General features: G+C 36.8%; 23 protein-coding genes and 1 pseudogene. 1 reads left to right on the plus strand and 23 read right to left on the minus strand.

The window, feature by feature from the left end; translation table 11 throughout:
* Window positions 1–2: 2 nt before the first annotated feature.
* From T498_RS0114030 to hcp, 10 genes are all read right to left on the minus strand, one after another.
* Window positions 3–611 carry a hypothetical protein gene (locus T498_RS0114030; RefSeq protein WP_028236468.1) on the minus strand — a complete coding sequence of 203 codons (609 nt, stop codon included), beginning with the start codon at window positions 609–611 and terminating at the stop codon, window positions 3–5.
* Entirely contained in the window at window positions 611–3,865 is a 3,255-nt protein-coding gene (locus tag T498_RS0114035; RefSeq protein ID WP_028236469.1) for an FtsK/SpoIIIE domain-containing protein, read from the minus strand. Before T498_RS0114035 ends, T498_RS0114030 begins: the two co-directional genes overlap by 1 nt.
* Window positions 3,866–3,918: 53 nt before the next feature.
* A complete protein-coding gene (locus T498_RS0114040; protein ID WP_028236470.1) occupies window positions 3,919–4,140 on the minus strand; it encodes a hypothetical protein in 222 nt (73 codons plus the stop codon).
* Window positions 4,141–4,154: 14 nt separating this feature from the next.
* Complete coding sequence (locus T498_RS0114045) at window positions 4,155–5,111, minus strand: helix-turn-helix transcriptional regulator (protein WP_028236471.1); 957 nt, start codon at window positions 5,109–5,111, stop codon at window positions 4,155–4,157.
* A 901-nt stretch (window positions 5,112–6,012) separates the two neighbouring features.
* Window positions 6,013–6,975: a putative ABC transporter permease gene (locus tag T498_RS0114055; protein ID WP_028236472.1), complete on the minus strand. Its 963-nt coding sequence runs from the start codon at window positions 6,973–6,975 to the stop codon at window positions 6,013–6,015.
* 517 nt (window positions 6,976–7,492) lie between these two features.
* On the minus strand, window positions 7,493–8,272 hold the full coding sequence (locus tag T498_RS0114060; RefSeq protein WP_242839240.1) for a 5'-methylthioadenosine/adenosylhomocysteine nucleosidase: 780 nt from the start codon (window positions 8,270–8,272) through the stop codon (window positions 7,493–7,495).
* Window positions 8,273–9,310: 1,038 nt separating this feature from the next.
* Complete coding sequence (locus T498_RS15970) at window positions 9,311–9,664, minus strand: type II toxin-antitoxin system RelE/ParE family toxin (protein ID WP_036978688.1); 354 nt, start codon at window positions 9,662–9,664, stop codon at window positions 9,311–9,313.
* Between the two features lie 2 nt (window positions 9,665–9,666).
* Entirely contained in the window at window positions 9,667–9,921 is a 255-nt protein-coding gene (locus T498_RS0114080; RefSeq protein WP_028236474.1) for a prevent-host-death protein, read from the minus strand.
* Window positions 9,922–10,483: 562 nt separating this feature from the next.
* A complete protein-coding gene (locus T498_RS0114085) occupies window positions 10,484–11,854 on the minus strand; it encodes an MATE family efflux transporter (RefSeq protein ID WP_028236475.1) in 1,371 nt (456 codons plus the stop codon).
* Window positions 11,855–12,008: 154 nt separating this feature from the next.
* The gene (gene hcp, locus T498_RS0114090) at window positions 12,009–13,640 is read right to left on the minus strand and encodes a hydroxylamine reductase (protein WP_028236476.1); all 1,632 of its coding nucleotides are present in this window, start codon (window positions 13,638–13,640) and stop codon (window positions 12,009–12,011) included.
* A 105-nt stretch (window positions 13,641–13,745) separates the two neighbouring features.
* Here hcp and T498_RS0114095 point away from each other — a divergent pair, with 105 nt between their 5' ends.
* Complete coding sequence (locus T498_RS0114095) at window positions 13,746–14,399, plus strand: Crp/Fnr family transcriptional regulator (RefSeq protein ID WP_028236477.1); 654 nt, start codon at window positions 13,746–13,748, stop codon at window positions 14,397–14,399.
* Window positions 14,400–14,401: 2 nt separating this feature from the next.
* On the opposite strand, the gene T498_RS15975 is transcribed toward T498_RS0114095, so the two are convergent.
* From T498_RS15975 to T498_RS17140, 13 genes and pseudogenes are all read right to left on the minus strand, one after another.
* Window positions 14,402–15,427, minus strand: coding sequence for a PAS domain-containing protein (locus T498_RS15975; protein WP_051524863.1), 1,026 nt, complete (start codon window positions 15,425–15,427; stop codon window positions 14,402–14,404).
* Between the two features lie 134 nt (window positions 15,428–15,561).
* Window positions 15,562–16,539 (minus strand): annotated as a pseudogene (locus T498_RS17190) (DNA/RNA non-specific endonuclease).
* A gap of 84 nt (window positions 16,540–16,623) precedes the next feature.
* A complete protein-coding gene (locus T498_RS0114110) occupies window positions 16,624–17,001 on the minus strand; it encodes a hypothetical protein (RefSeq protein WP_028236478.1) in 378 nt (125 codons plus the stop codon).
* 609 nt (window positions 17,002–17,610) lie between these two features.
* Window positions 17,611–18,081, minus strand: a complete 471-nt coding sequence (locus T498_RS0114115) for a MazG nucleotide pyrophosphohydrolase domain-containing protein (protein WP_028236479.1) — start codon at window positions 18,079–18,081, stop codon at window positions 17,611–17,613.
* A gap of 15 nt (window positions 18,082–18,096) precedes the next feature.
* Complete coding sequence (locus T498_RS0114120) at window positions 18,097–18,417, minus strand: nucleotide pyrophosphohydrolase (protein WP_028236480.1); 321 nt, start codon at window positions 18,415–18,417, stop codon at window positions 18,097–18,099.
* 16 nt (window positions 18,418–18,433) lie between these two features.
* Window positions 18,434–18,613, minus strand: coding sequence for a hypothetical protein (locus tag T498_RS0114125; protein ID WP_028236481.1), 180 nt, complete (start codon window positions 18,611–18,613; stop codon window positions 18,434–18,436).
* Window positions 18,614–18,762: 149 nt separating this feature from the next.
* The gene (locus T498_RS0114130; protein ID WP_028236482.1) at window positions 18,763–19,335 is read right to left on the minus strand and encodes a hypothetical protein; all 573 of its coding nucleotides are present in this window, start codon (window positions 19,333–19,335) and stop codon (window positions 18,763–18,765) included.
* Window positions 19,336–19,391: 56 nt separating this feature from the next.
* Window positions 19,392–19,940 (minus strand): NAD(P)H-dependent oxidoreductase, encoded by a 549-nt coding sequence (locus T498_RS0114135; protein WP_028236483.1) that lies wholly within the window; start codon window positions 19,938–19,940, stop codon window positions 19,392–19,394.
* Window positions 19,941–20,096: 156 nt separating this feature from the next.
* Window positions 20,097–20,723, minus strand: a complete 627-nt coding sequence (locus tag T498_RS0114140; RefSeq protein WP_028236484.1) for a GNAT family N-acetyltransferase — start codon at window positions 20,721–20,723, stop codon at window positions 20,097–20,099.
* A gap of 825 nt (window positions 20,724–21,548) precedes the next feature.
* Complete coding sequence (locus tag T498_RS0114145) at window positions 21,549–22,691, minus strand: PDDEXK nuclease domain-containing protein (protein ID WP_028236485.1); 1,143 nt, start codon at window positions 22,689–22,691, stop codon at window positions 21,549–21,551.
* Window positions 22,684–23,046, minus strand: a complete 363-nt coding sequence (locus T498_RS17195) for a DUF6434 domain-containing protein (RefSeq protein WP_330372377.1) — start codon at window positions 23,044–23,046, stop codon at window positions 22,684–22,686. The genes T498_RS0114145 and T498_RS17195 overlap by 8 nt, the downstream gene beginning before the upstream one ends.
* Before the next feature lie 3 nt (window positions 23,047–23,049).
* Window positions 23,050–23,343, minus strand: a complete 294-nt coding sequence (locus T498_RS17200; RefSeq protein WP_330372375.1) for an SAP domain-containing protein — start codon at window positions 23,341–23,343, stop codon at window positions 23,050–23,052.
* Between the two features lie 603 nt (window positions 23,344–23,946).
* The gene (locus tag T498_RS17140) at window positions 23,947–24,105 is read right to left on the minus strand and encodes a helix-turn-helix domain-containing protein (RefSeq protein ID WP_256380501.1); all 159 of its coding nucleotides are present in this window, start codon (window positions 24,103–24,105) and stop codon (window positions 23,947–23,949) included.
* Between the last annotated feature and the right edge of the window lie 295 nt (window positions 24,106–24,400).

Genomic DNA, 24,400 nt, shown 5'->3' on the forward strand with positions numbered 1-24,400 from the left:
TTTTACCCAAGCTCCTTAATCTTATCTTCCAAAACTATAACGTACTCTTCATATACCTTTATAGCTTCTACTACACTGTTAGTAACGTCATCAATAAACGCTGCAAAGTCATCATACTGTGTATCCAGCCAAACACTTGCTATTGCATTTTTCTTTTGATTTATAGTCTTTATATGATGAAATACCATCTCGCTGTAATTTCTCAATGTTGCTGCCAGATCTATCATATCTGACCTATTAAACTGCACTGCAGATGTATCAACACTGACCTGTCTTTTCGTAACCAAATAAGGATTAGGTGTAGGTGCACTTTCTGACATATCCTCATAGCGATAAATCTTATTCTGATATGCAACTATCTGATTCTGCATTTCATTCAACGCTACCGAAGCATCAAACATATCATCTCTAAGCTGTAAAGACGTCTTTACAACCTTTTCATACTGTGCACCCTTATTTGAAGAACTATATTTCGCTAAATAACCAGTCAATTCTTCCGTCTTATCAGCAATATTCTGCAGCGAAATGTCAATTGTACGAACAACCTCTGACAACTCACCGACTCCACCCTTAATATGTATATCTTCAATATTTTGATACAACTTCTTCATTAGCGGACTCCTTTAATAAGCTTTTTAAGTGCGTCTTCCTCATCAGACCGATTCAGCTTGTAAATAATAGGTCTTATCTTGCTAAACTGTCTGCGTCTGGTCCAAACTGCCATTGTTTCATCTTTACCATCATTAGAAATGTTCTTTAACATCTCTTTAAGATAGTAGGAATTATCAACCTGATCTGCATACTCAGTATCGTTAAACATAACTACATTGTTAATCTCAGATGCCATCCTCATACCTCGCCATGCAGAAGGATCACCTTTGATTGCAAGTATAAGATGCATATTATATCTGTATCCATTTTTCAAAAGAGCAGACATTAGCGTTTGTATGCTTTCCCGGAAGTCACCCACCTCTACATCATTCTTTGACTCTTTTGATCCAAAAATATTGTAATCAAAGCTAAAGCCTCGTTTCTTTACCGGCTCCTGACTCACTTCTTCTGGATCATTTTCAATAATGTCATTGCTTACAAAGCTCTCAATGCCAAACAAATCATTTATCAACAGGAATATTGGTTCAAATATCGGATCTACAGCATCAGCCTTCTGTACCATTTCCTGTCTCTTAAGATACTCAGTATATAAATCCTTCAAGACAACCTTTAATTCATCCAGTCTGTGATTTTCTACTAAACCGCTTCTCGTTTCCAAATTCTGGCAGACATACATAAATGGATGTTGTACAGATTCACCGTCTTCCTGAATCTTAGTCCTGTCACCATTAAACATGTGAACTTTAACCTTTTGTCTTGCCAATGATAATGCTGTAGATGCACACAATGAAGAAGCTATACGTTTATCACTTCCCAGAAACAATACCGATGAGTTCTCATCTTGTGAAAACTGTATTCTTAGAGGGCTCATACGATATACATCTTCTCCAATAACAGCATTGTATCCGCTCTTTACATTTTCGATATCATTTACGACATCAAAATAATTACCTGTAATTCCCTGTCTTGACGCATTGATAGAAAGTCGCTTCTTGGCGCCGATTACCAAAGGTCTCAGATTTGCGTATTCAGGATAATTCTTGCAAATATCCGCAAAATACTTATCACTCATTTCCTCTGAGGATGCAAAAGCCATCTTGACCTTCTTTATAGTATCTTTTCCATAACTAACGTATGCTTCTCCAGTTTTTAGTTCTGTGATTTCCTGTCTTCTATCAAAGAAATCATCTTCAAATCCAGAATCTCTTGGAATATCCTGGGCAACTCTAAAGCATATTCTTCCCGTTGCACTAGGAAGAAAGGCTTCCTTCAACATATACGCTTTTCCTTCGCACAGATTCTGTGCTACCATTATAAAATGCATTCCCATAGAACGCATTCTTGAAGCTATAGATGAAATCTGATCTTTTATTACTGCAGCATTATCATCTCTAAATATTTCCTGAATCTCATCAATCGCAATAATAATACGAGGAAAATACTCCAAACCTTCTTCCTTAGCTTTGCGATTGTATTCTACAATGTCATTTGTAAACTGCTTATTAAACGCTTTGCTTCTACGATCCATCTCTTCCAAAACCATTTGGAATAAGCACAAAGCATCATCAATTTTATTATTCTCAGCTATTATCCTGATATGCGGTATTCCACTCTTACTGTATTTAGATGAAGCTCCACCATTTTTGAAATCCAAAAGCCAAAATTGCAGATCCTTTGGAGAGTACTTCATACAGCCGTTCAAAACAACGCTATGGAAGAATGATGATTTACCAGAACCACTCTGTCCAATAGCCATGTAGCCTACACATTGTCCTGCTACAGTTCCATCTTCATCCTTACAACTGAATGGAAGTTCTACTGTTTTCCCAGCTGACTTTCCGACAGGAATATACATGATGTTTCCAACATTCTCATCAACTGATTCTGCAGATACTTCCTCAAGCGAAATATAGCTTTTCTCCAAACCTGTAAGCAGATCTGTAATAGCCTTTGTGCGTTTTTGGATAAACATATCAAGCTCTTCGTTTATGCGAAGAACTTCTGCCTCTCTACCATTTATTGCAAATCTATTATTTTGATAGTCCAGTCTTAACTCACAGTTCTTTTGTATCTGCTCAATTAAATGCTTATTTGCAGGCATAAGGCTCTTCTCAAATGAGCTGCTATTATCAACTACCAGGAATCTCAAACCGCATGTATGACCTGTATCATTTGATTGAGTAAGAGAATTGATGGCATCCAGAGTTTCCGCCTGCGCATAGCCACTTCCATCTACCAAGCCATCCCTGATGATAATCAGGTTAAATGTATCTGATCTATCACTCTCATAAATCGAATATAAATCCGGCTTATCAACAGATGTCTTTTTAAATATGTCATCACATATTACATCTCTAAAGTTGGCAAGTTCACTGATAGACGAATGAAGCTGAATAATTCCTTTTGATAGCTCACCAAAATCCTCTGATTGGAAGCAGTTATTCAATCTTTTGTATAAATAGTTTGTGTTCTGATCAAAAATATGTACGTGAACACTTCCAAGTGGAAACGTCTCAATAAATCTGAGGATGTATGCAACAACAAATCCATCAATCTCCTTATCATCTACATGCTCAAAGCTTGTATTGATTACAACATTTCCATTTTTTCTCAAATCAGTTATTACATTTTTATAATTGCTTCTAACGCCAAGATCTCTTAGTAATTGCTGAGATACTTCCTGTCCTGGTATTCTTGCAACCAACATTTCCTTTGGTAGTTCTTCGTTAGTATGTATAGGGTCCGATAACTTAAGGTCTATGGTATATTCTTTGTTTAATATCTCTCTAGCCTCACCCTTTATTTCCTCTATACTCTTATCTTCGATTGATATTGCATCACGCACCGCTTGTGGAAGAATTTTATTAAGCGATTCAGGCGATTCAACAGTATAATGGTACTTTGCATCAAAGGAATCCTTAGTGCTGCTGAACACTTTCTGCGCAGCTTCCAATTTTGCAATCTCGTTCTGTATGGAGCCACTTTTCAAAGCACTTGTATACTTGCTAATGGCAATCCAGCATTCTTCCAGCTGTTCTCCAACCACTAATGTATCTTCTAAAAGCCCGTAGTTCTCACAGTCTATCTCCTTTTTTAGGTTCTTGAGAAGTCCTAAAGAATCTGAAGCCTTCTCTTTTTCAGTAAGCCCAACACTATTTTGCTCACTCTCAACTTTTCCCAAGTATGTTCTGAGAGTGCCAATGCTATTAAGCTTTCCGACGTATTGCTCATTTAAACTATCAATTGTGCTCATAAGTGTTGAACCTTCCTTTATGCCTTATTCTATTTTTTCTATAACACGTAATATTACACTTCCATTATTCCGCCAATAATTGCCACAAGACCTACAAAAATAAGAATTGGAATTGCCAGATAAATCATTCCTACCATTACCAATCCAATAAGAAAAAATGGCAACAAAAGAACTGTACAAAGTATCTTCGTTAATCCCCATGCCGCCTTTATTCCCAGCACAAGCATTTTCCACGAAACCCAAATCATAGCTACGATAAAAACTAATGTCAGCATAAAAACACCACCTTTCACTGAATCAGTTGTACATCGTCTCCTTGACTTCTTATCCACATATCTATGCCAGAGCCAAATACTTCTGCACTTACCACGTAAGCTCCATTTTCGTCATCCAATATTTGTGCCGTTGGTAATCGATCTAAAATAGCATCGATGTCGGTACCTGTATATCGGAATTTTACTCTCTGTAGTTTACCGCCGTACATAAACTGGATACGTTTTCTAAACTCGCCTTCTTCAAACCTGCTGCTATAAGGAATATGAAATCTCTTATCTAAAACCTGCAACGATTTGATTCTGTCTATGCGATATATAGTCGGAAACGAATCATTCAAAACATCAAAATCCTTTTTTACTTCCTCATCCTCTATGAATGCAGTTAAGTAAAAGTAATACTCAGAAAACATAAGGGCTACAGGTTGAAGTTTCCTATGAACAGTCTTTTTATCCTTTGTTCGGTAGTAATCAATTTCAATGTATCTTGCTTCATTAATAGCCTGGCCTAAATCCCACATGGTATTGATGAATTTTGTCTTATGCCTTGGTTCAACATAATGAAATTCTTCATTACGGATTAAATCTTTAACCCGCTGCTGGTTAATCTTTGGTACACAGCAAGTAATAAGTTTATCCAGCATTTCAACCATTTCATCTTTTGTAAACGCCCTGCTATCTAACAGGATTTTACATAGAGCCAGGACCTCGCTATTTTGTAGCCATATCTTATACAACGTTTCAAGCTTATATCCCTTTGCCATTCTGTCATACACAATTGAATTTACAATTCCAGTACGCTCAGAATCTTCATCAAGGAAGTTGCGGATATGATCTATATCACGCTGTATGCTTCTTTCATTTACTCCGTATCTGGCTGCCTCCTCAGCCTTGTTCACAACATAACCATCGGACAGTTTTGCGTAAAGCTGTAAAACTCTACTAATCTGATCGTTCTTCAAATCTTCATTCATAGCCGCCTCCTATGTTATGAACTAATGATACCAAATTACAAAGACATATTATGTCATTCTATTGTTCTTTAGGATAATTATTCTATTTTTTTTAACGGGAAATAGGAATAGGTGAACACCTATCCCTGAACCCCCAACACTATTTTAATTATATCAAATTTATATTACATTTTTTTCTTTTTATAGATTATTCACGATTTAAAAACTCAGAAGAACTTTCTTTCCTTCTGATGTAAAACCAATTCCAATGTTGACATCGGTTGTCTCTACGTCTTCATGAAGATAATGCCTGCCCCATTACAGAAAATGACATAGCGTATGCGCTCCTTTACATTTATAACAATATTTTAGCCATGCTCAGGTATAGGGTCAAATTATAGCCATTAAAAAATGTCACCAAACCATTTCTGATTTGATGACATTAATTTACAAAACTCTCGTTTCCATTATTTTACAAGAAGCATACTATCTACATTCTTCTTGTACAAATCAAAATCTTTAGGATTAATTTTAAGTAATCTCATTACTTCCTCAATTCCTTGTCCGGTAGTATCCATAAGGTCAATCCTCTCCCCATAGCAAAGTATTTATCGCAACCTCAATGAAAATAGCTGGATGACAGACTTGTTGCGATAAAAAAATGAAGATTTTCACTAGATTTTATCACATGAAGACTCGGAAGCCCCAGGCTGTCGTTGGTTTGCGATAAAAATATCAAAATTTCAACGAATTTATATCGCAAGAAGGTCCGGCCCCCGCATTTCTTCGTTCGCTTGCGATAGGACCTAGTAAAAAAAGCCCCTCTATCTCTTATGTTATAGAGGGGGCGATTCATAAATGGATATCAACTATTGTCAAGTCAATTATTTCGCTATGATAAACATCTATAATAATGAGCATTCTACCAACTCCGTTTTTCAAGCCTCAAACGCTCATGCTCGATTTCTGACATCAGCGCTTTTGCCGGAACTGGCGCTGTGTTTTCGTCATATAGCAAATCAATAAGCTGATTTTGTTTCTCTATCAAATTGCTTTTTATTAAGCTTGTTGGTTCTAATGTCTCCCTTAACTGCTCTTTTCCAGCTTTAATACTAGCGCCCAATTCAGCCTTATTCTTTTCATACTGTTGATTCAACTCATCTAGACGTTTTTCAGCCTCTATGCGAAACTTCTCTGTTTCCAAACGGATTTCTTCCATTCGGGCTTTAACCTTTTCAGTACGATAGATTACGTCAGGATATGCATTGGCAAATCTTCGATAAAAAATAGATTTGTTACTTAATAATAATTTAACATCCTTACTTATAGCTTCTGTATTATCAGCATCACTGGATTCAACTCCAATTTTCACAAGCTTTAATACGAAATGAGAAACGCTATAGTCAGCCACAAAAATAACAGAAAGGAAACTAGCAATAATCTCCCTACTTACTATACTTAGATTTTCAAAAACTCCATATAAAAGTGGATTAACAATATGTATAATTGCCACTCCACCTATCCCAAATAAAATCAGGTTTCCAATCCACACTCTGCCATTTAAATTCATTGGCTTTTGACTATAGTCCCACCATCTGGCATGAAATCTTTTCTCCATAAAATAGCTGGCCATGTACTCAATCAGTCCACATACGATCAGAGATATAGCAAATGTTGTTCCTATACCTTTCTCCATTGGTGTGAGTCCTGCCACCATAAGAGTTATTAGTGTGGCTCCTGCTCCATAAATTGGAAGCCATGGTCCAATTAGAAAACCTCGATTTATAAAACGACCAAACTGACGATATTTCAGCGTTACCTCAATACACCATCCCACAAAAGAAAATACGAAGAATACCAATATCAGATTTATAGCGAAATCCATATATCTCCTCCCAAAGTCAATTTTAGATAAAAAAATAGCGGGTGTCTTTCCCGCTCTTTGGTGGACCTGAATCTTTCGACCAGCCCTGAAGCATTACCGCTTCTTCTTGTTAAGATGTTAACATCAAAAAACTACAATTTCAACATCTTCGTAGCCATGAAGTTAACCACCTGGCTAGAAATGTTTCTTCTGTATTTCTAATCTCATCTCACTCATAAGGTCAATCCTAGCCCCATAGCAAGGTATTTATCGCAACCCCAACGAAAATGGCTAGATGACAGACTTGTTGCGATAAAAAAATGAAGATTTTCACTAGATTTTATCACATGAAGACTCGGAAGCCCCAGGCTGTCGTTGGTTTGCGATAAAAATATCAAAATTTCAACGAATTTATATCGCAAGAAGGCCCGGCCCCCGCATTTCTTCGTTCGCTTGCGATAAGGCACCGCCGTTTTCTGAAATATAAATGCCATAGGCTGCTGTAGAGCTTGCCACAATGCGTATTTCTGAATCTATATTAATGCGTAACCATATAGCGGACAATGGCCGCGCAATTCTTGGCAGATTTTTCTTTAAACTCTTCATAGTTCATCTCTTCGGATTCATTTGCCTTGTCAGAGATTGCGCGGATAATGACATACGGAGTTTCATTCAGATAGCAAGCCTGTGCTATCGCGCCACCCTCCATCTCGCAGCACATGCCTCCGAAATCGGAGATGATCCTATCCCGTTCTTCTTTAGAGGAAATAAACTGGTCCCCCGAACATACCCTGCCTTCAAATACATTTACCCCCGTAGCACATGCGCTAGCAGCCTCTAAAGCTTCTTTACGCATAGCTTCGTCCGCCGGGAAGGCATATAGGCCGGTATATGGAATCTCACCCTTTGCGAAGCCTATGGCTTCCACGGTAAAGTCGTGCTGCACAGCATCTGTCGAAATAACGATATCTCCGATGTCAATCTGATTGTCGAGTGAACCTGCAACACCCGTATTGATGATTTTTGTACAACCGAAATTATTGATAAGCGTATTTGCACAAATCCCAGCATTCACTTTACCCATGCCGCACTGTACAACAACAACATTTTCGCCCTCAAGTTTTCCTTCAATAAAATCCATACCAGCTATGGTAGTTGTTTTTGAATCCGTGAGTGCTTCTTTGAGGGAAGTGACTTCCTCTTCCATAGCACCAATAATACCAACTTTTTCAGATGTGGTTTCTCCAGCGTTTGAACATCCGCCAATTACAAGCACTACAAGCATAGCAGCCATTATCAAACAAATCTTTTTTTTCATTGTGTTCCCTCCTTGTGACATCCTGTTTGATTCGAACTTTCTATATATTAAAAAATCAAGGACATTACCATTATTCTTTTCAAAAGTAGACTTTATAAAACACGGTTTTATTGTCTGAATTTTCTGATATATAAATTGATTCTAAAACTTCAATTTCAAAATGTCTACTTATCAACTCAACGGTCACACTTATTTCACAATATTTTTATTTCTTACATATGTGCCTCCTTTATAAATAAAAAACGCCTAACCATAATGATTAGACGCTACTTAACAACTCTATGGCAATTGAATCTTTTCTATTTCAATTGACTTATCACATTTTTCAATTGTAGTATACTTTTCATCCAAGTACCCCTTGCTTAAAACTGCATATATCTTCTTTTGCGGTTTAGATGATACAGCTCTAAGATGGCACACCGTAAACAAACAATACCTTCTGATCTTCTAAATTTTCATGATAGCATTTTGCTGCTTTAGTAATTATAGAAATAACTCTCTTTTTGTCCATAACACCTATTACCCTTAACATTTAAAATGGGAATGTATATGCCGTAGCAATGTACATTCCCATTTAGTGGTTGATTTTTCCGTTGTCTGCCAACCTCCAGCACCTACGTCTGGAAAATATCAGGTTTTTCCGTTGCCTGCCAACCTCCAGCACCTACGTCTGGAAAACATATCAGATTTTAGGTGTCAACCCACCAAGGCACACGCCTTTCTTACTTACATAATATATCGGATTCCTTCAAAAAAACAATATACATCTTCTACAAAAATATGATAAAGGATTGAAATAAACACTGTCTTCTGTTGGTGCCTTCAGAATCTAGTAAAACTATTATAATATTCTTTTATGTTTTGCAACGCCTAACATCATAGACTCATATCTCTATCTCTTTTCTTCTGCCACTGCCCCCTTTACATTTTTATTACATCCAAATAATTCTGTAATGGGGGCAGGCACCTGTTTTCGCATATGTTGAACGATAGTCACATTTGTGACCCCTGTATTTGCTAATGAAGGATGGCGCTAGATTATTCGCCCCAGTAATCTTCAGATTCTGATGTATGTGAATGTATTCCAAATAGCTGGTACATAAAATCTTCGCGCTCATTGAACATTTCCGCTATGTATACAGTATCATCTTCAATATAATAAAAAATATAGTTTGGAGATACTAAAAAATACTTATAGTCTGTGTCAATGTCAAAGATAGATGAAAGATCCACACCTTTGTTTGGGAATTTCTGTAGTCCTCTAGCCGCATCAGTAATCTTTTTGATTGCTGTCTTAGAAACATCTTCGCCATATTCAGCTTTAAGATAAGCACGTAGAGATTTTAGCTTCCTGCGAACGATTTGAGAATATTCCAATTGATAATTTGCCATTCTTATAGTCCTAGCTCCTTCTCTAAATCGTCAGCTGAAATTGTGCCTTCATCTTTTATTGATATTTTCGCTTCATTTAATTTAGTTAGAAGCTGAAGTTTTGCTTTGAGATTATCCAATTCATCAAGTTCTTTCATATCAACTAGAGCACATGTTCCATGTCCGTTTTTAGTGAAGTAGATTCTGTTACCATAAGATAATTCGTTGACAATACTTGTATAATTTTTCATTTCTGAAATTGGTTTAATGTTTGGCATATAAACACCTTCCTTTATATGGATGAACAATATATTCCTGTTTATATTATACTAGCTTTTAGGGAACAGGACAATATTTAGGGATAAATATAACCCCAAATTTATCACAAGGATAAATAATAATTAGACAAAATAATTGTTCTGCGTTGAACGATAGTCACATTTGTGACCCCTGTATTTGTTTAAGACAGATGGGTACAAGATAATTGCCAATGAAGTTTATAATGTGGTGAAATAGTTGGGTCCGCCTATAGAAAAAATACAAACTACATACTATTGCAGATGTTTGCTGCAATAGTATGTAGTTTGTTTGATATTTTTAAGTGCTTAATGTAGTGAACTACATATATTCTTTGAGCTAATAGAAAAAATATGTAGAAAATACATGGTGTAGCAGAATCCTTGCATGGACTGGGGTTGAAAACTACATATTATCGATGGCTAAATGCTAATAGTATGTAGAATTGGATTGCACGCAACTCATTTGCCGCCAAAAACTACATATTATTGGTGGTCACAGAATAAATGTATGTGGTATGTAATGGGGCAGACACCTGTTTTTTTATATCACCTTAATACTAAGGCTATTCTTTACTATTTTCTTAAGCATAATATGTCCAACCAAGGCTGTTAAAACCTCAGCAATCATAAATGTAAACCAGATGATAGATTTTGAAGCATTCCCAGCAATTACCATATTTGAAAAGACATATGCTACAGGTATTACTAAAACAAACTGCCTTAAAAGAGAAATCACAAACGACTGAGGACCAGCATTAAGAGCCTGATATATTCCTTGGAAAGAAATGTTAAACCCGGCAAATAAAAAACTGATAGACACTATTCTCATGGCCACAACACATATTGCCTCAGTTTCTCCAGACAGCCCAAACATGTTAGCAAATGGGCTTGCGAATACTTCTAAAATTAATGTTCCAAACAACATGATTACTGAAGTGTAAAGTATTCCCCATTTCATTCCTTCTTTAATTCGCTTTTCATCCTTCATTCCATGTGCAAAGGAAATGATAGGCGTAATTGTATCTCTCATACCAAAGGCAGCAAAAAGTATAAACTGCTGAATCTTATAGTAAAGACCATATGCTGTAACCACATTCTCTCCAATACGAACGAAAATTATATTTAATAAATAAGTCATTACAGACATAAGAGCCTGTGCTACGATAGCTGGAAACCCGATTGAATATATTTCTTTAACCATAGAAACACTAATTTTTAAATATTTTCTATCATTTAAAATCTCATTATCGTATTTACGATGAAAATACCATCCTAATCCCATTGATACAAACTGGCCGATTACTGTAGCCAGTGCAGCACCTACTACTTCCATTCTAGGAAGTCCCAATAAACCATATATTAAAATAGGATCTAGTACAATATTCGTGAGTGCTCCAGCGATCTGTGCAATTGTTGAATATTTTGAGCGGCCATGTGCCTGAAGAAGCTTCTCATAAACCGTAAAATATACATTGCCTAGAGAGAACATGCAACATATTCTTAAGTAAACCATGGCCATTTCTGAAATTGTTTGATTTGTTGTTTGGGTTCCTATATAGAACTTAACGCCCAATATACCAAACAGGAAAAACATTACAAAAATAATAAATGCTAACACTTTTGTTGTTCCTGCAGCTCTTGATGCCTTTTCATAATCTTGCTGCCCTAAGCTCCTAGCAACTACCACATTCATACCTACGCCGGTTCCTATTCCTAGCGCAATTAACAGCACCTGCACCGGAAAGGCCAATGTAAGCGCATTAAGTGCCATCTCACCATTTGCGCCCATATTGGATACAAATGCAGAATCTACAATATTATAAAGTGCCTGCATCATCATAGATAAAATAATAGGTGTCCCCATTTTAAGCATCAGTGAATTTACTGGTGCTTCTTTCATAGGATTGTTCATGTCATACCTCCAATAAAAAAAGCGTATGTAACAACCGCTGCCAGACGCTGGACTTACGCTTTCGCTACACACGCTCTATAATCTAGAAGCTAAATTATCAAAAATACTTTTCCTTGTCCAAGGTAATTTTTACCAAAAATTCTATAATTCTTCTCTAAATAAGCTTGCAAATATCATCTTCTACATTTGTGATTCCTGCTATACCAAAATTCTGTACAAGCGCATTGGCAACATTTGGTGAAAGAAATGCAGGAAGTGTTGGGCCTAAGTGTATATTTTTTACCCCAAGATATAATAGAGCAAGTAATACGATTACAGCCTTCTGTTCATACCATGAAATGTTGTAGACAATTGGAAGATCATTCACATCATCAAGCTTAAATACTTCTTTAAGCTTTAATGCAATAAGTGCAAGTGAATATGAGTCATTACACTGTCCTGCATCCAAAACTCTTGGTATTCCATTGATATCACCAAGGTTTAGCTTATTGTATTTGTACTTTGCGCAGCCTGCTGTAAGAATCACTGTATCTTTTGGAAGAGCCTGAGCAAACTCAGTATAGTAACTTCTACTTTTTGCTCTTCCATCGCAACCAGCCATGACAACAAACTTTTTGATTGCTCCAGTTTTAACTGCATCTACTACACTATCTGCAAGAGCAAATACCTGCTCATGAGCAAATCCACCAATGATTTCGCCGCGTTCTATCTCAGTAGGTGCATCACATTTCTTCGCCATTTCAATGATTTCAGAGAAATCCTTTGTTTCACCATATGGCGCATCAATATGCTTACATCCGGGATATCCTGCCGCACCTGTTGTAAACATTCTATCTTTGTAAGAATCTGCCGGTGGTACAATACAATTTGTTGTCATCAGAATTGGGCCATTGAAGCTTGCAAATTCTTCCTTCTGCTTCCACCATGCATTACCATAGTTTCCAGCAAAATTATCATATTTCTTAAAAAATGGATAGTAATGAGCTGGTAACATTTCTGAGTGAGTATATACATCTACTCCTGTGCCCTTAGTCTGCTCTAAAAGCATCTCCAAATCATTCAGGTCATGGCCTGAAATAAGAATACCAGGGTTATTCCTAACGCCTATATCTACTTTTGTGATTTCAGGATTACCATAAGCTGATGTATTGGCTTCATCAAGAAGTGCCATGCCATCCACTCCATATTTGCCTGTCTCAAGAGTTAACGCAACCAAATCATCTACTGAAAGACTATCATCTAAAGTAGCTGCCAGCGCTTTTTGAAGAAATGCATCAACATCCTCATTATCCTTTAAAAGAGCATTTGCATGCTTCGAATAAGCAGCAAGCCCCTTAAGACCATATGTTATCAACTCTCTCAATGAACGAATATCTTCATTTTCTGTTGAAAGAACACCTACAGTCTTTGCCTTCTCATCATACTGTGTTTTATCACCATTCCAGATGACAGCATCTGGAAGATTGCTCTTATCTGTAAGCTTTTCTAATAACTGTTCTTTTACGTTAATAGTATCTTCGATCTTCTGCGCTATTGAATCATAATCAAAATTTGCATTTGTAATCGTTGTAAAAAGATTTACCGAAATCATATGATTAATGTCTTCCGATACCTCTTTGCCCTCTGCTCTAAGCTTTGTTGTTACAAATGAAATTCCCTTGGTAACATATACCAATAAATCCTGAAGATTAGCTACCTCTGGCTTCTTTCCACAAACACCTGACATTGTACAACCAGTGCAGCCTGCTGTTTCCTGACACTGATAACAAAACATCTTATTTTCCATTGTTTACCTCCATTTTCTAACCGGATTTCTTTGATGCTCATAATATACAGCTAGAACGAGAGTCAGTTTGTTGCAATTGCAACAGTTTGATTCTATAATGTGCTTATGAAAGAAATAGATTACAATGATATTCCTCTATTTGAGGGAATTCACCCAGACAATTTGAATAAACTACTGATTTGCATCAACTCCTTTAAAAAAGATTTTGAAAAAGGGGAAACTATCATTATGGAAAAGGACAAAGTCCCTTATATCGGAATTGTTCTTTTTGGAAATGTGCACCTTCTGAAAGAAGATATATGGGGAAACTCATCACTTCTATCCTATGTTGGACCTGGAGAATTATTTGGAGAAAATTTCGCTGTCAGCGTTGAGCAGGAATCTTCTGTTACTTTTGTTGCCGTAGAAAAAACAAGAGTATTATTTCTTGCTGCTTCAAAAATCATCCACACATGTGAAAACGCTTGTAGCTTCCATGCCAGAATTGCAGAAAACATGTTTCATCTGTTAGGACAAAAAAGTATCTCCTATATGAATAAACTGGAAATCATGTCGAAAGAATCCATCCGCGGAAAACTTATGGCATACATTTCAACCATTGCTCAACAACAAAAATCAAAATATATAAAAGCTCCCCTGTCAAGAACACAGCTGGCTGATTACTTATCCATCAACCGTAGCGCCATGACAAGAGAGCTTGGTAAAATGCGTGACGAAGGAATTATCGACTTCGATAGAAATACCTTTGTCATCAAATAATTTTATTTTTCAAAATGCTTTTTTGCTTCATCCATTTTTTGAACGCATTCCATTGTGCCGATATATTGTCCATTGTCATCTCGAACTGCAATGTACTCTACAAGCACTGGGTTGCCTTCTTTTTCCATCCAAACTGACACTTTATCCCTGGTGCCAGATTTGAAGTCCCCAATTATAGACCTAACCATCATCTCAATCTTTGGTGGATGACAACTATACACATCACGTCCTATGGCCATGCCAGCACGTTTAAATAGCTTTGGACCTTCGTTAAAGAAACAGTTAATATCATTTTCATCTATAAATGATATTTCTACTGGAAGAGTATTGAGTACTGCTCTAAGTTGAGCAGGTGTGAAATGTCCACCTGGAAGATTGATTATATCCTCCGCAACCTTACTATTAGCTTTCTTTTTTGACAATACTTCTTCTGCCTCAGGCCATTTTATGAAATCCACCAAACAAGGTGCATAATCCTTTGAATCCTGATAAATCTGGTACCATTCTTCATTAGTGAAAAACCTAGTGCAAATAGGGAATAGAATATTCTGCTCCTTATAAATCATTTCCTCCATTCGGGTAATGGCATGTTCTAATCTATTCACATATTCGATTTTTCTAAAGTCAGAATCTGCTATGAATTTAAGCTCATCCCTAATCTCATCGTCAACCGACCACATGACATCGGAAGGACCTGAAATCTCGTATTTAGCCTTCATGTGAGGGTAAAGCAAATCACCTTTCTTAGCATAGTGGATAGCTACTTTTCTGAGATTATCTATAATTGCGTTTATTCTTCTACTGTTAGCTTCAGATGGTTCGGTTTCCATCTTTATTATCAAGCTCTTCGCATTCTCTATTTCCTCATTCAGAGCTTCATTTTCCTTAGTGAAAAGATGTAGTGGATGACCTACTATTTCAGCCTGCTTTTTTGCAGCTTCTCTTTTTTCTATAGTGATATTGGATGCTGTTACTCTTGCTGCTGATGCTTCAACTTCTTTTTCTGCATTAGCTATTTTTTCTTCCATGGCTAACCTCCAATTCAAACAATCTAAACCTCACACATACAATATATCAATTGTTTATGTTTATAGTTGTTGCAATTGCAACAGGTTAAACATAGGCTGCCTTTTGATTTTCTTCACAGCCCCACATAAATTAACTATGGCCTGCAGTTACCACAAGCCTTATAGCCTTGATTAATCAAGTCATCTCTCGAGCCTTGATAATACTGTTTATTACTTTCTTTCATATCGCTTACAGACTGACAATCAGGATAATGAAATCTCTTAGTATTTGTATTTAAAACATAATCGGCCGCCTGGCTTACTTCACTTGTAGTATCTGTAATTACCTGCTGTTCTTGAACTGAAACAGCATCAGCAGCTAACTCACTTTCTCCAGTTGCATAATCTATTACAATATTTGGCTGCACATTGTAGCAATAGACATTAAACATCACACCTTTGCCTTGGTCTTCTACTGAATAAGCTTACATAAGAACTCCAGAAGCCACAAGATTGTTACCCTCAAATACTGGAGTAACTCTATATAAAACATGATTTCCAGTGCTATCTACATAGTCATCCACTTCATTCTCAAAAGGAAGCATCCCTACAACATTCAAGTATCTTGTGCCAGTAATGAGATTTTTCTCATTATTATTTTCTCCACTAAGTTGATATCCAATCAGATGACATCTGTTGTATAGATAGTTTCCATCTACATATTCATGATAATTAGCTGTATGCCAGCCACTAGGCCTTACGTTTCCTATCTCACCACGTTCTTCTGTTGGCATAAGTTCCTTACAGATATTTGCATAAGCAACTCCACATCTTCCTAGAGAATCAAGATTACTAAATGTCTCAAAAGCATCAGTACGTACCTTATCTGCGCCTGTAAAAAAAGGCACATTATTATTGATTGCTATATATGGTTTGCCAGAATAGGTTCCTACCTGATCAATGGAAAAAGTCGCTGATTCTGTTTCTGCTGCTGTTCCTGATGTTGGTACCTCTTCTGTTTCTTCTATTCGTATTGTCTTTTGTTCAGCTCCTGTGCTGGTTGTGCCATAAAAACAATATCCACCCATAGAAATGACACATGCAGCCAAACAAATTAATAATCTCTTTTTCATTCTAGTCCTCCTTTGATGTCGCTTAAACCTATATAAATATCATACCACGAATTTCATGTTTAAAAGCCATTCAAAACCTTCTAACTATCGGTGTGACTCTATAAAGCTCCATATTTTACCGGTTAAGTTTTCTTTCGCAGTTCCTGTCCACCCCAAGAATATCTCTTCGTGCCAATCATTATAGATAAACCTGACCTTATGCTCGCAATCATCTATTGTCAATCCACAATCAGTTGCATTACGCACAAAATCATATAGTTCAGCAAAGAATTCCTTCATCTCATCCTTTTCTACTGATTCACTATACTTATCAACATGTTTTTTACTTCCTGCAAATGTTCTATATGTTTTGATTCCATCAAGCGACAATTCAATATGGTCAGATCTTATACATTTAAAGTCTGGAAATCGATAAAGGCGCTCTGTCATAACTACTTTTTGAATCTTATTTATTGATTTCATATTGCTACCTCCTCGTCTCGTTCTTTCTAAATATAATGTTTAGTCTTTTCTATAATTACTTTGATGATATTATCCTAGCATCCATTCATGACAATATATAGGACACCTCGATAGTAAGCGGTAAAGAGTAAGCGGTAAATATAAAGCCCTCTACTTGTCGCTTACAAATGAAGTACAAAAAGAAAAGACTCAAATTTGTGACCCCTGTATTTGTTTAAGACAGATGGGGACAAGATAATTGCCAATGAAGTTTATAATGTGGTGAAATAGTTGGGTCCGCCTATAGAAAAAATACAAACTACATACTATTGCAGATGTTTGCTGCAATAGTATGTAGTTTTTTTGATATTTATAAGTGCTTAATGTAGTGAACTACATATTTTCTTTGAGCTAATAGAAAAAATATGTAGAAAATACATGGTGTGGCAGAATCCTTGCATGGACTGGGGTTGAAAACTACATATTATCGATGGCTAAATGCTAATAGCATGCAGAATTGGATTGCACACAACTCATTTGGCACCAAAATACTACATATTATTAGTGGTCACAGAATAAATGTATGTAGTATAAGAATTTACGGTCTTGATTTTTTAACAATAAGATTAATCATAGTTGCTTTCGCTCTTTAGCCTTTTCGATAAGCTCTTTTGCTTCCTCAAATGCTTCTGGCAAAGTATCTGCATACCATTCTTTGCCTTCTTTTTCCTGTTTCTTTATTTCTTCCCAGGCAGCATGCTGTTCTTCCTTTGAATTATATTTTACTCCAGCAAAGACATGAGGATGTCGACGTATCATCTTTTCAGATACAGTCTTTGCTACATCATCAAATGTGAACAGGCCTTCCTCTTCTGCTATTACCGAATGCAACATTACTTGAAGTAAAAGATCACCAAGCTCTTCCTTAAGGTTTTCTGCATCACCTGTCTTGGTGTAATTATTTATTCCATTAATTACTTCAGCAGCTTCTTCTATACATTCAGGCTTTAAGCTTTCATGAGTCTGTACCCTATCCCAAGGACAACCATTTTCACCTCTTAGGGTTTCAACTATTTCTTTTAATCTATCGATTTCTGCCATAGCATCGTCCTCCATTTACAACTTATCGTATTTATCAGCCTTTCCCCTAGCCTTTTCCACCGGATACTTTGCTTCATTCTTATCCATCTTTTTATTTATAATTTCATCAGTGTCTACGCCAAGCTTATCTGCTAAGTTCTGACAGTAGACCATAACATCAGCAAGCTCTTCCTTAACATGCTCCAAGTCATACTTATCATCGTCCCACTGGAAGCACTCAAGCAACTCTGCCGCTTCTATTACAATCGATTTTGCCAAATGTACAGGTGCGTGAAACTGGTCCCAGTCACGGTCTTCTGTAAACTTTCTAATTCTAGCAAGCGTTTGTTCTGTCATTATTCTCAATCCTCCATTAATTCTCTGGCCAGGTGTCACCTATATTTAATCCATTATTTGTAAGCCATTCATCTTCAACTGTTACGTAAGACTCATTACCAGCTTCATCCGTAAGCGTCACTGATACAGTGGGCTTTTGGCTACCTGTTTCTTCACAGCCAAAGTCACCATCAAAAATGTGTTTAATTATTTTCATGATGTCTCCTTAACCTGTTTATTCATTTTTATTTTTAAAATCATAATATCACAAAAAAGCAGACCTTATCACTTACACGGATAAAGATCTGCTTTTTAATTATGGCCTTTTGTATTTAAATCTTCATCGCTGGCCCTAGCTTATCATTCTTAGCCTCTACCTGTTACGATCTGATAAGTGATTACAGTATCATCAACGCAAGTGAAGTAGATGCCAAAACCATCATCATAGATATAATTCATGAAGTGCTCATCGCCCTCATCATATTCACAGTTAGCTTCGCCATATGCAGCTACTACATCATCTACTGAAGAACCAACTGTAATTCCTTTGCTAGTCTTATATCTATCAGATACGCACTTAAACTCTACAAGCTCTTTTCCACCATCCACATCACTGTATGTTACATCGATATCGTCAAATGTAACTGTATGGAATGTGTCATTATCTTCTACATTTGTAGGGTCTCCAAATTCCTCTGTAAGTCTATCAATTACTGTGTCTCCATCATCAAATATCGAAATCTGAATATCGTACACATCGCTTTCAATAGTAGTCTCAGTCTTAGGGTCATCAGCCTTTAAGCCTGTTTCATCTCCCTCTTCATATTCAACACCGCAGCCACTAGTAGTATTGTAAAAATCGTCATTTTTCTTGCCGCAAGCTATCACAGATAGCCCCATAATCATTGTCATCATTACTACTAAAAGTTTCTTTTTCATAATTAAATCTCCTATTATAACTGTATCATTTGTTGTAATACAGTTATAACAGTTTACTATGAGATTGTCAACAAAACTTTATCTAAAATTTCCTTTTCATCAGCCCCATCGATATCAAGCCCCGTTGCTTTAACCAGCTCTACATCTTTTATTCCATAAAAATTCTGCGCAAGAGACTGTATATAACCGAAGCCGAATTCTTCTGGAACATAGGTGCCACCAGCTGTCATGACATAATAAAGCTTCTCCGCTCTACACAATCCTTTTGGGAAACCTTCTTTCGTGTATTCAAAAGTAATCCCCACCACATTGATATGCTCTACATACTGCTTTAGCGCAGCTGGAAACGACAAATCCCAATATGGCGCAGCAATGACAATCGTATCTGCCTTTGCAAACTGGCGAGCCAATTCAAACATCGGATCATCAAAGCTACGAGAAGCAATCAGAGAATCTCTCTTTTTTAGGAATGATTCATCGGTCTTTGGAAAATCAATATCCTCAAGCTTTAGTTCTTCATATTCCCCTAGTTTGGAAAGCAAAGCCTTGGCCAGCTTTTTTGTACGGGATTCTTCTCTTACACATGCATTAATAAATAAAATCATACTCTACCCCCTTATCATATGATGTTCCTAATTCAATCTTTATATTTAACCTCGCAATAGTCAAGATATTTTTCTATCTAGCCTTGTAGCAAACATCTCCCTTAGAAAAAAGACCTCACCTTTGTTTCAAACATCAGTGAGGTCTCTCCTATTCAATTAGAAAATCTGTCCTGGCAGCTTCAGCTTCTCCTTTGGCGGAAATGCTTTATCAAACGCTTCCACATCCTCGTCACTGACATAGTATCCCTGAGGCGTCTGGTATACGCCGGTGATACCATCCAAATAACCCGGGATTAGCTCCTTACAAAGAAAGAATGATGCATCAGCCCCCTCCGGTAAATCATGATATCTGATACCAAATTTGCAGGCATAATCAAAACCACTTTTCCCATAGAAATCGATGTTGCCTTCAAACAAAACTGCTCCAAAACCCATCTTTGTAGCCTTCTCAAGCGAATAATCTAAAATAGCCTTGCCATATCCTTTTCGCTTCAGCTCTGGAGTGATACCAATTGGCCCCATAGTGAGAACATCAACCACTCTGCCATCATCTGCTTCAATGATGGTTTTCATGAACATATTCTGCCCAATCAATACACCATCTTTTTCCATGACAAAATCAAGCTCTGGAATGAACGCCTCATCATCTCTGAGCGTATGAATCACATAATGCTCGCTACACCCTGGACGATACACATTCCAAAATGATTCTCTTACCAGGTTCTCTACTTCTCTGTAATCTTTCTTCTCTTCTAATCGAATGATATAGTCTTTTTTATTCATTTTTTTACCTCCTGAAAACTCATGACCAAAAGTTGCTTTTCAGCGGGAGGTTTGTGTGATTATCTGCAAACCTCCCGGTTAGTCGACAATCTCTCGTGTGTTGTACTTTGTCAAACAGCACTTCTCCTTTAAAATAAAATTTTATAATCAAGCCTTTGCGGCTTAATTTCCAGTTAATCGTCCTATACTAATAATACTATAACAGATTACAGCCTAAAATAAAAAAACATTCTCACTTTTGACGCCCCATGGGAACTATCCATCCAGGCGTCACTAATATCCAAATTCACTGACGCCCCACTGGGAACTATCTATCGCAACCATACGAAAGATAGCGGGCTGCCAGACTTGCTGCGATAAAAAAATGAAGATTTTCACTAAATTCTATCGCATACGCGCTTGGAAGCCGCATGCTGTCGTTGGTTTGCGATAAAAATATGAGAATTTCAACGAATTTATATCGCAAGAAGGCCCGGAACCCGCATGTCTTCGTTCGCTTGTGATAAATCCTAATTCAAATCAGCCAAAATTTATCACAGCCCAACGGAAGTTAGCAGGCTTATAGACATCTTGTGATAAAACAAAAGTGCCGCAGCCTTTGCCGCGACACTTAGCATCACCTAAATCTCTATTTTTCGCTAATCTTATTCCACTCATAAGGTGTGTTCTGGTACACGTAATAACAGCGGACTCTGCATTCTCAAGCCCGCATAAACACTGGCTTTGTGCGGTGGTATAATGACAATTACTCCCTAGTTACCACCGCTAAATGACTGATATTTTATTTCCCGCGGTGGTACACTAATACAACTTTATAGCTTCTAGTTATTTCAATGTTTTATTTTCCATTTCTGGATGCTGCATGTAAAAAATTTCCTTTTGCGCTTCTATTTCTGCGCGCAATTGTTCTTCTGTTGGCAAACAGAGTCGATACTTGCTTGCAAAAAGTTGTTCATTCCCATGTAACACAGAATATCTTGCAATATCTTCATCAGTCTCGGAACACAAAACAATACCAAGTGTAGGATTATCATCAGGTCGTTTTCTTAAATCATCATACATACGTACATACATATCCATCTGGCCTACATCCTGATGCGATATCTTTCCAATTTTCAAATCTATTAAAACAAAACATTTCAAGATGAAATTGTAAAAGACTAAATCTATATAATAGTCTTCCTTTTCAGTATGTATTCGCTGCTGTCGTTCAACAAAAGCAAATCCTTTTCCGAGCTCCATCATAAACTTTTCTAGGTTCTTAATAATATTTTTTTCTAATTCAGATTCAAGATAATCTCTATTTTCTTCCATTCCAAGGAAATCCGCTATAATAGGATTCCTTAAAAATTCATATTTTTTCTGATATGGATTTGTCTTTTCCTTCATTTCCGTCTCAACAGAGCTTTTGTCACTCGATAATAACATTCGATCATAGTACTGAGTACTAATATTACGTCGCAGTGTTCTGACAGACCATGACTGTTCTATTGCCTCTTTCTCGTACCAATTTCTTACGGCTGGGTCCGAAACCTGAAGCAATCGTTCATAGTGAGACCATGTTAGAATTTTTCTATTCTTATCTATTGTTGCGTATTCGCCAGATTGTGGGGTTGCTGTCCCCACAATCTCAGTTTTTAAACTACTATCAGATTGTGGGGTCACCGTCCCCACAATCTCTGGATATGTTTGATAAAATTGTACATAACGATAAAGTGAACGCTTATCAAAACCTTTTCCATACTTACGAGTTAATTCTTCAGATAATTCAGGAATAATATGCTCACCATATCGTTCAGCTCTAGTCCCATCCATGTTTTCAGTTGAAATACGCATGCCAAGAAGCCAGTTTCGAAGAACCAACACAGTATTTACAGTTGCTATCGCAGATTGCTGCGCATTTTCAATGATACAATGTAAATCCTTCTGCAAATCATCTGACATATTATATTCAATTAGTTCATTCATAGCTAGTCTCCTTATCCATCACCCCATTATCATTCAGCACTTCCAAATCAATATCCTCATATAGATTATGCCCAGGTAAACTCTTTTTGTATTTCCAACACTTGATTGCATCATCCAAGCTTCTGCCCTGATTTGCTTCAAAAAAATCTCGAATATAAGTGTTATATTCAAACTGCTTATCTATTTTTGTTTTACCCTTTTTCTTTTCTTCTAGAATCAAATGGTATGCTTCAATTGCATCACTATAAGTCTTACCAGCATTTGCTTTTAGCCATTTCTGAAACTGCACATTAAAAGAAAATGTTTTACCAATTTTTTCCTTGAAAAAAGCTCGATGCTTTTCTGAACAAACTATATTTTACTCTATGATGGTATCTTCAGTGATAAGTCCTACCTCAATAGTGTTTTTCATATTCCTAGTTACCTTCTTAACTGATTCAGTATCAAGGAAATAAGCAATTCTATCAGTAAGTTCTATCTTTCCTCCTGCTGTTGGGATTCCATTATCTCTGCAAAACTCTACTAGTTCTTCCTTCAAATAATAGTAACTTCTGAATGTTTCGCTATCTAAATTTGTGTTAAGTATTGGTCTTTGAGTCATTTTATTCATGACTTTAATTATAACAGACTCGTTATCATAAAAACAGAACAAACTTTCTCTTTTGTGATAATTAAAATGGGAATGCAATCGCCACAGCAATTAGCATTCCCATTTATTGGTTGATTTTTCCGTTGTCTGCCAACCTCCAACACCTACTTCTGGAAAATATCAGGTTTTTCCGTTGCCTGCCAACCTCCAGCACCTATGTCTGGAAAAAGTATCAGATTTTAGGTGTCAACCCACCAAGGCATACGCCTTTCTTAACTGTATATTATATCAATCTAACCTAAAAACAATACATGTATTTCACACAAAAACTAGCTTTATTAGGTTAAAATAGCGGGTGTCTTACCCGCTTTTTGGTGGACCCGGGTCTTTCGACCAGCCCAGAAAATAGACCAGTTAGTGTACTGGCCTAGTAAACCTCTTTTAAATATCAAAAGGACCCTGATTTCTCAGAGCCCTCTGCGTTCTAAAAGATATTTGGCTACCGTCGCCTCTGTAGCATCTCTTTTGACCCATAGGGTGTGTGGTTGCAACGAAATTTACCACCTCAAATATCTCTTATTTGTATGAATATTGTATCAAGCTTTTTCACTAGATTCAATCTTCTATATAAAATCACATTGGCATTCTTGAAATGAAAGTTAAATTCTAAGCATTTCCTGAATCAAGCATTTCAATCAGTCTATTAGCTGGTCCTGTGGGATGTATTCTACCAAGCTCCCATGCTTCGACAGTTTTCTTTAAAACTCCCAAATAATTAGCAAATACTGTCTGAGTCATACCAGCATTATTGCGTACACGCTTTATATCATCGTTTGAATTTTTTTATAAGCTTCCTTTGCATACCACTCACGAATCTCCTTATCATCAACCTGTAATAAACGCTCGTAGTGTGACCATGACAGTAAATGTGCCGACGGTGTCGGCACATTCTCCTTAAAGTAAAAAAGCCAAGCTCAACGCTCGGCTTGGTCCCAAGTGTTATTCGCACCTGGCAACTCTGTTAAGTTAATTGTAACAAATATAATCTCATTTTCAAGTATAGATATCTTGCCTTATAAAGTTCATATAAGATAATTAACCAATAATTCACTGACGCCCC

The organism is Pseudobutyrivibrio sp. MD2005, from assembly GCF_000621865.1.
Lineage (GTDB): Bacteria > Bacillota > Clostridia > Lachnospirales > Lachnospiraceae > Pseudobutyrivibrio.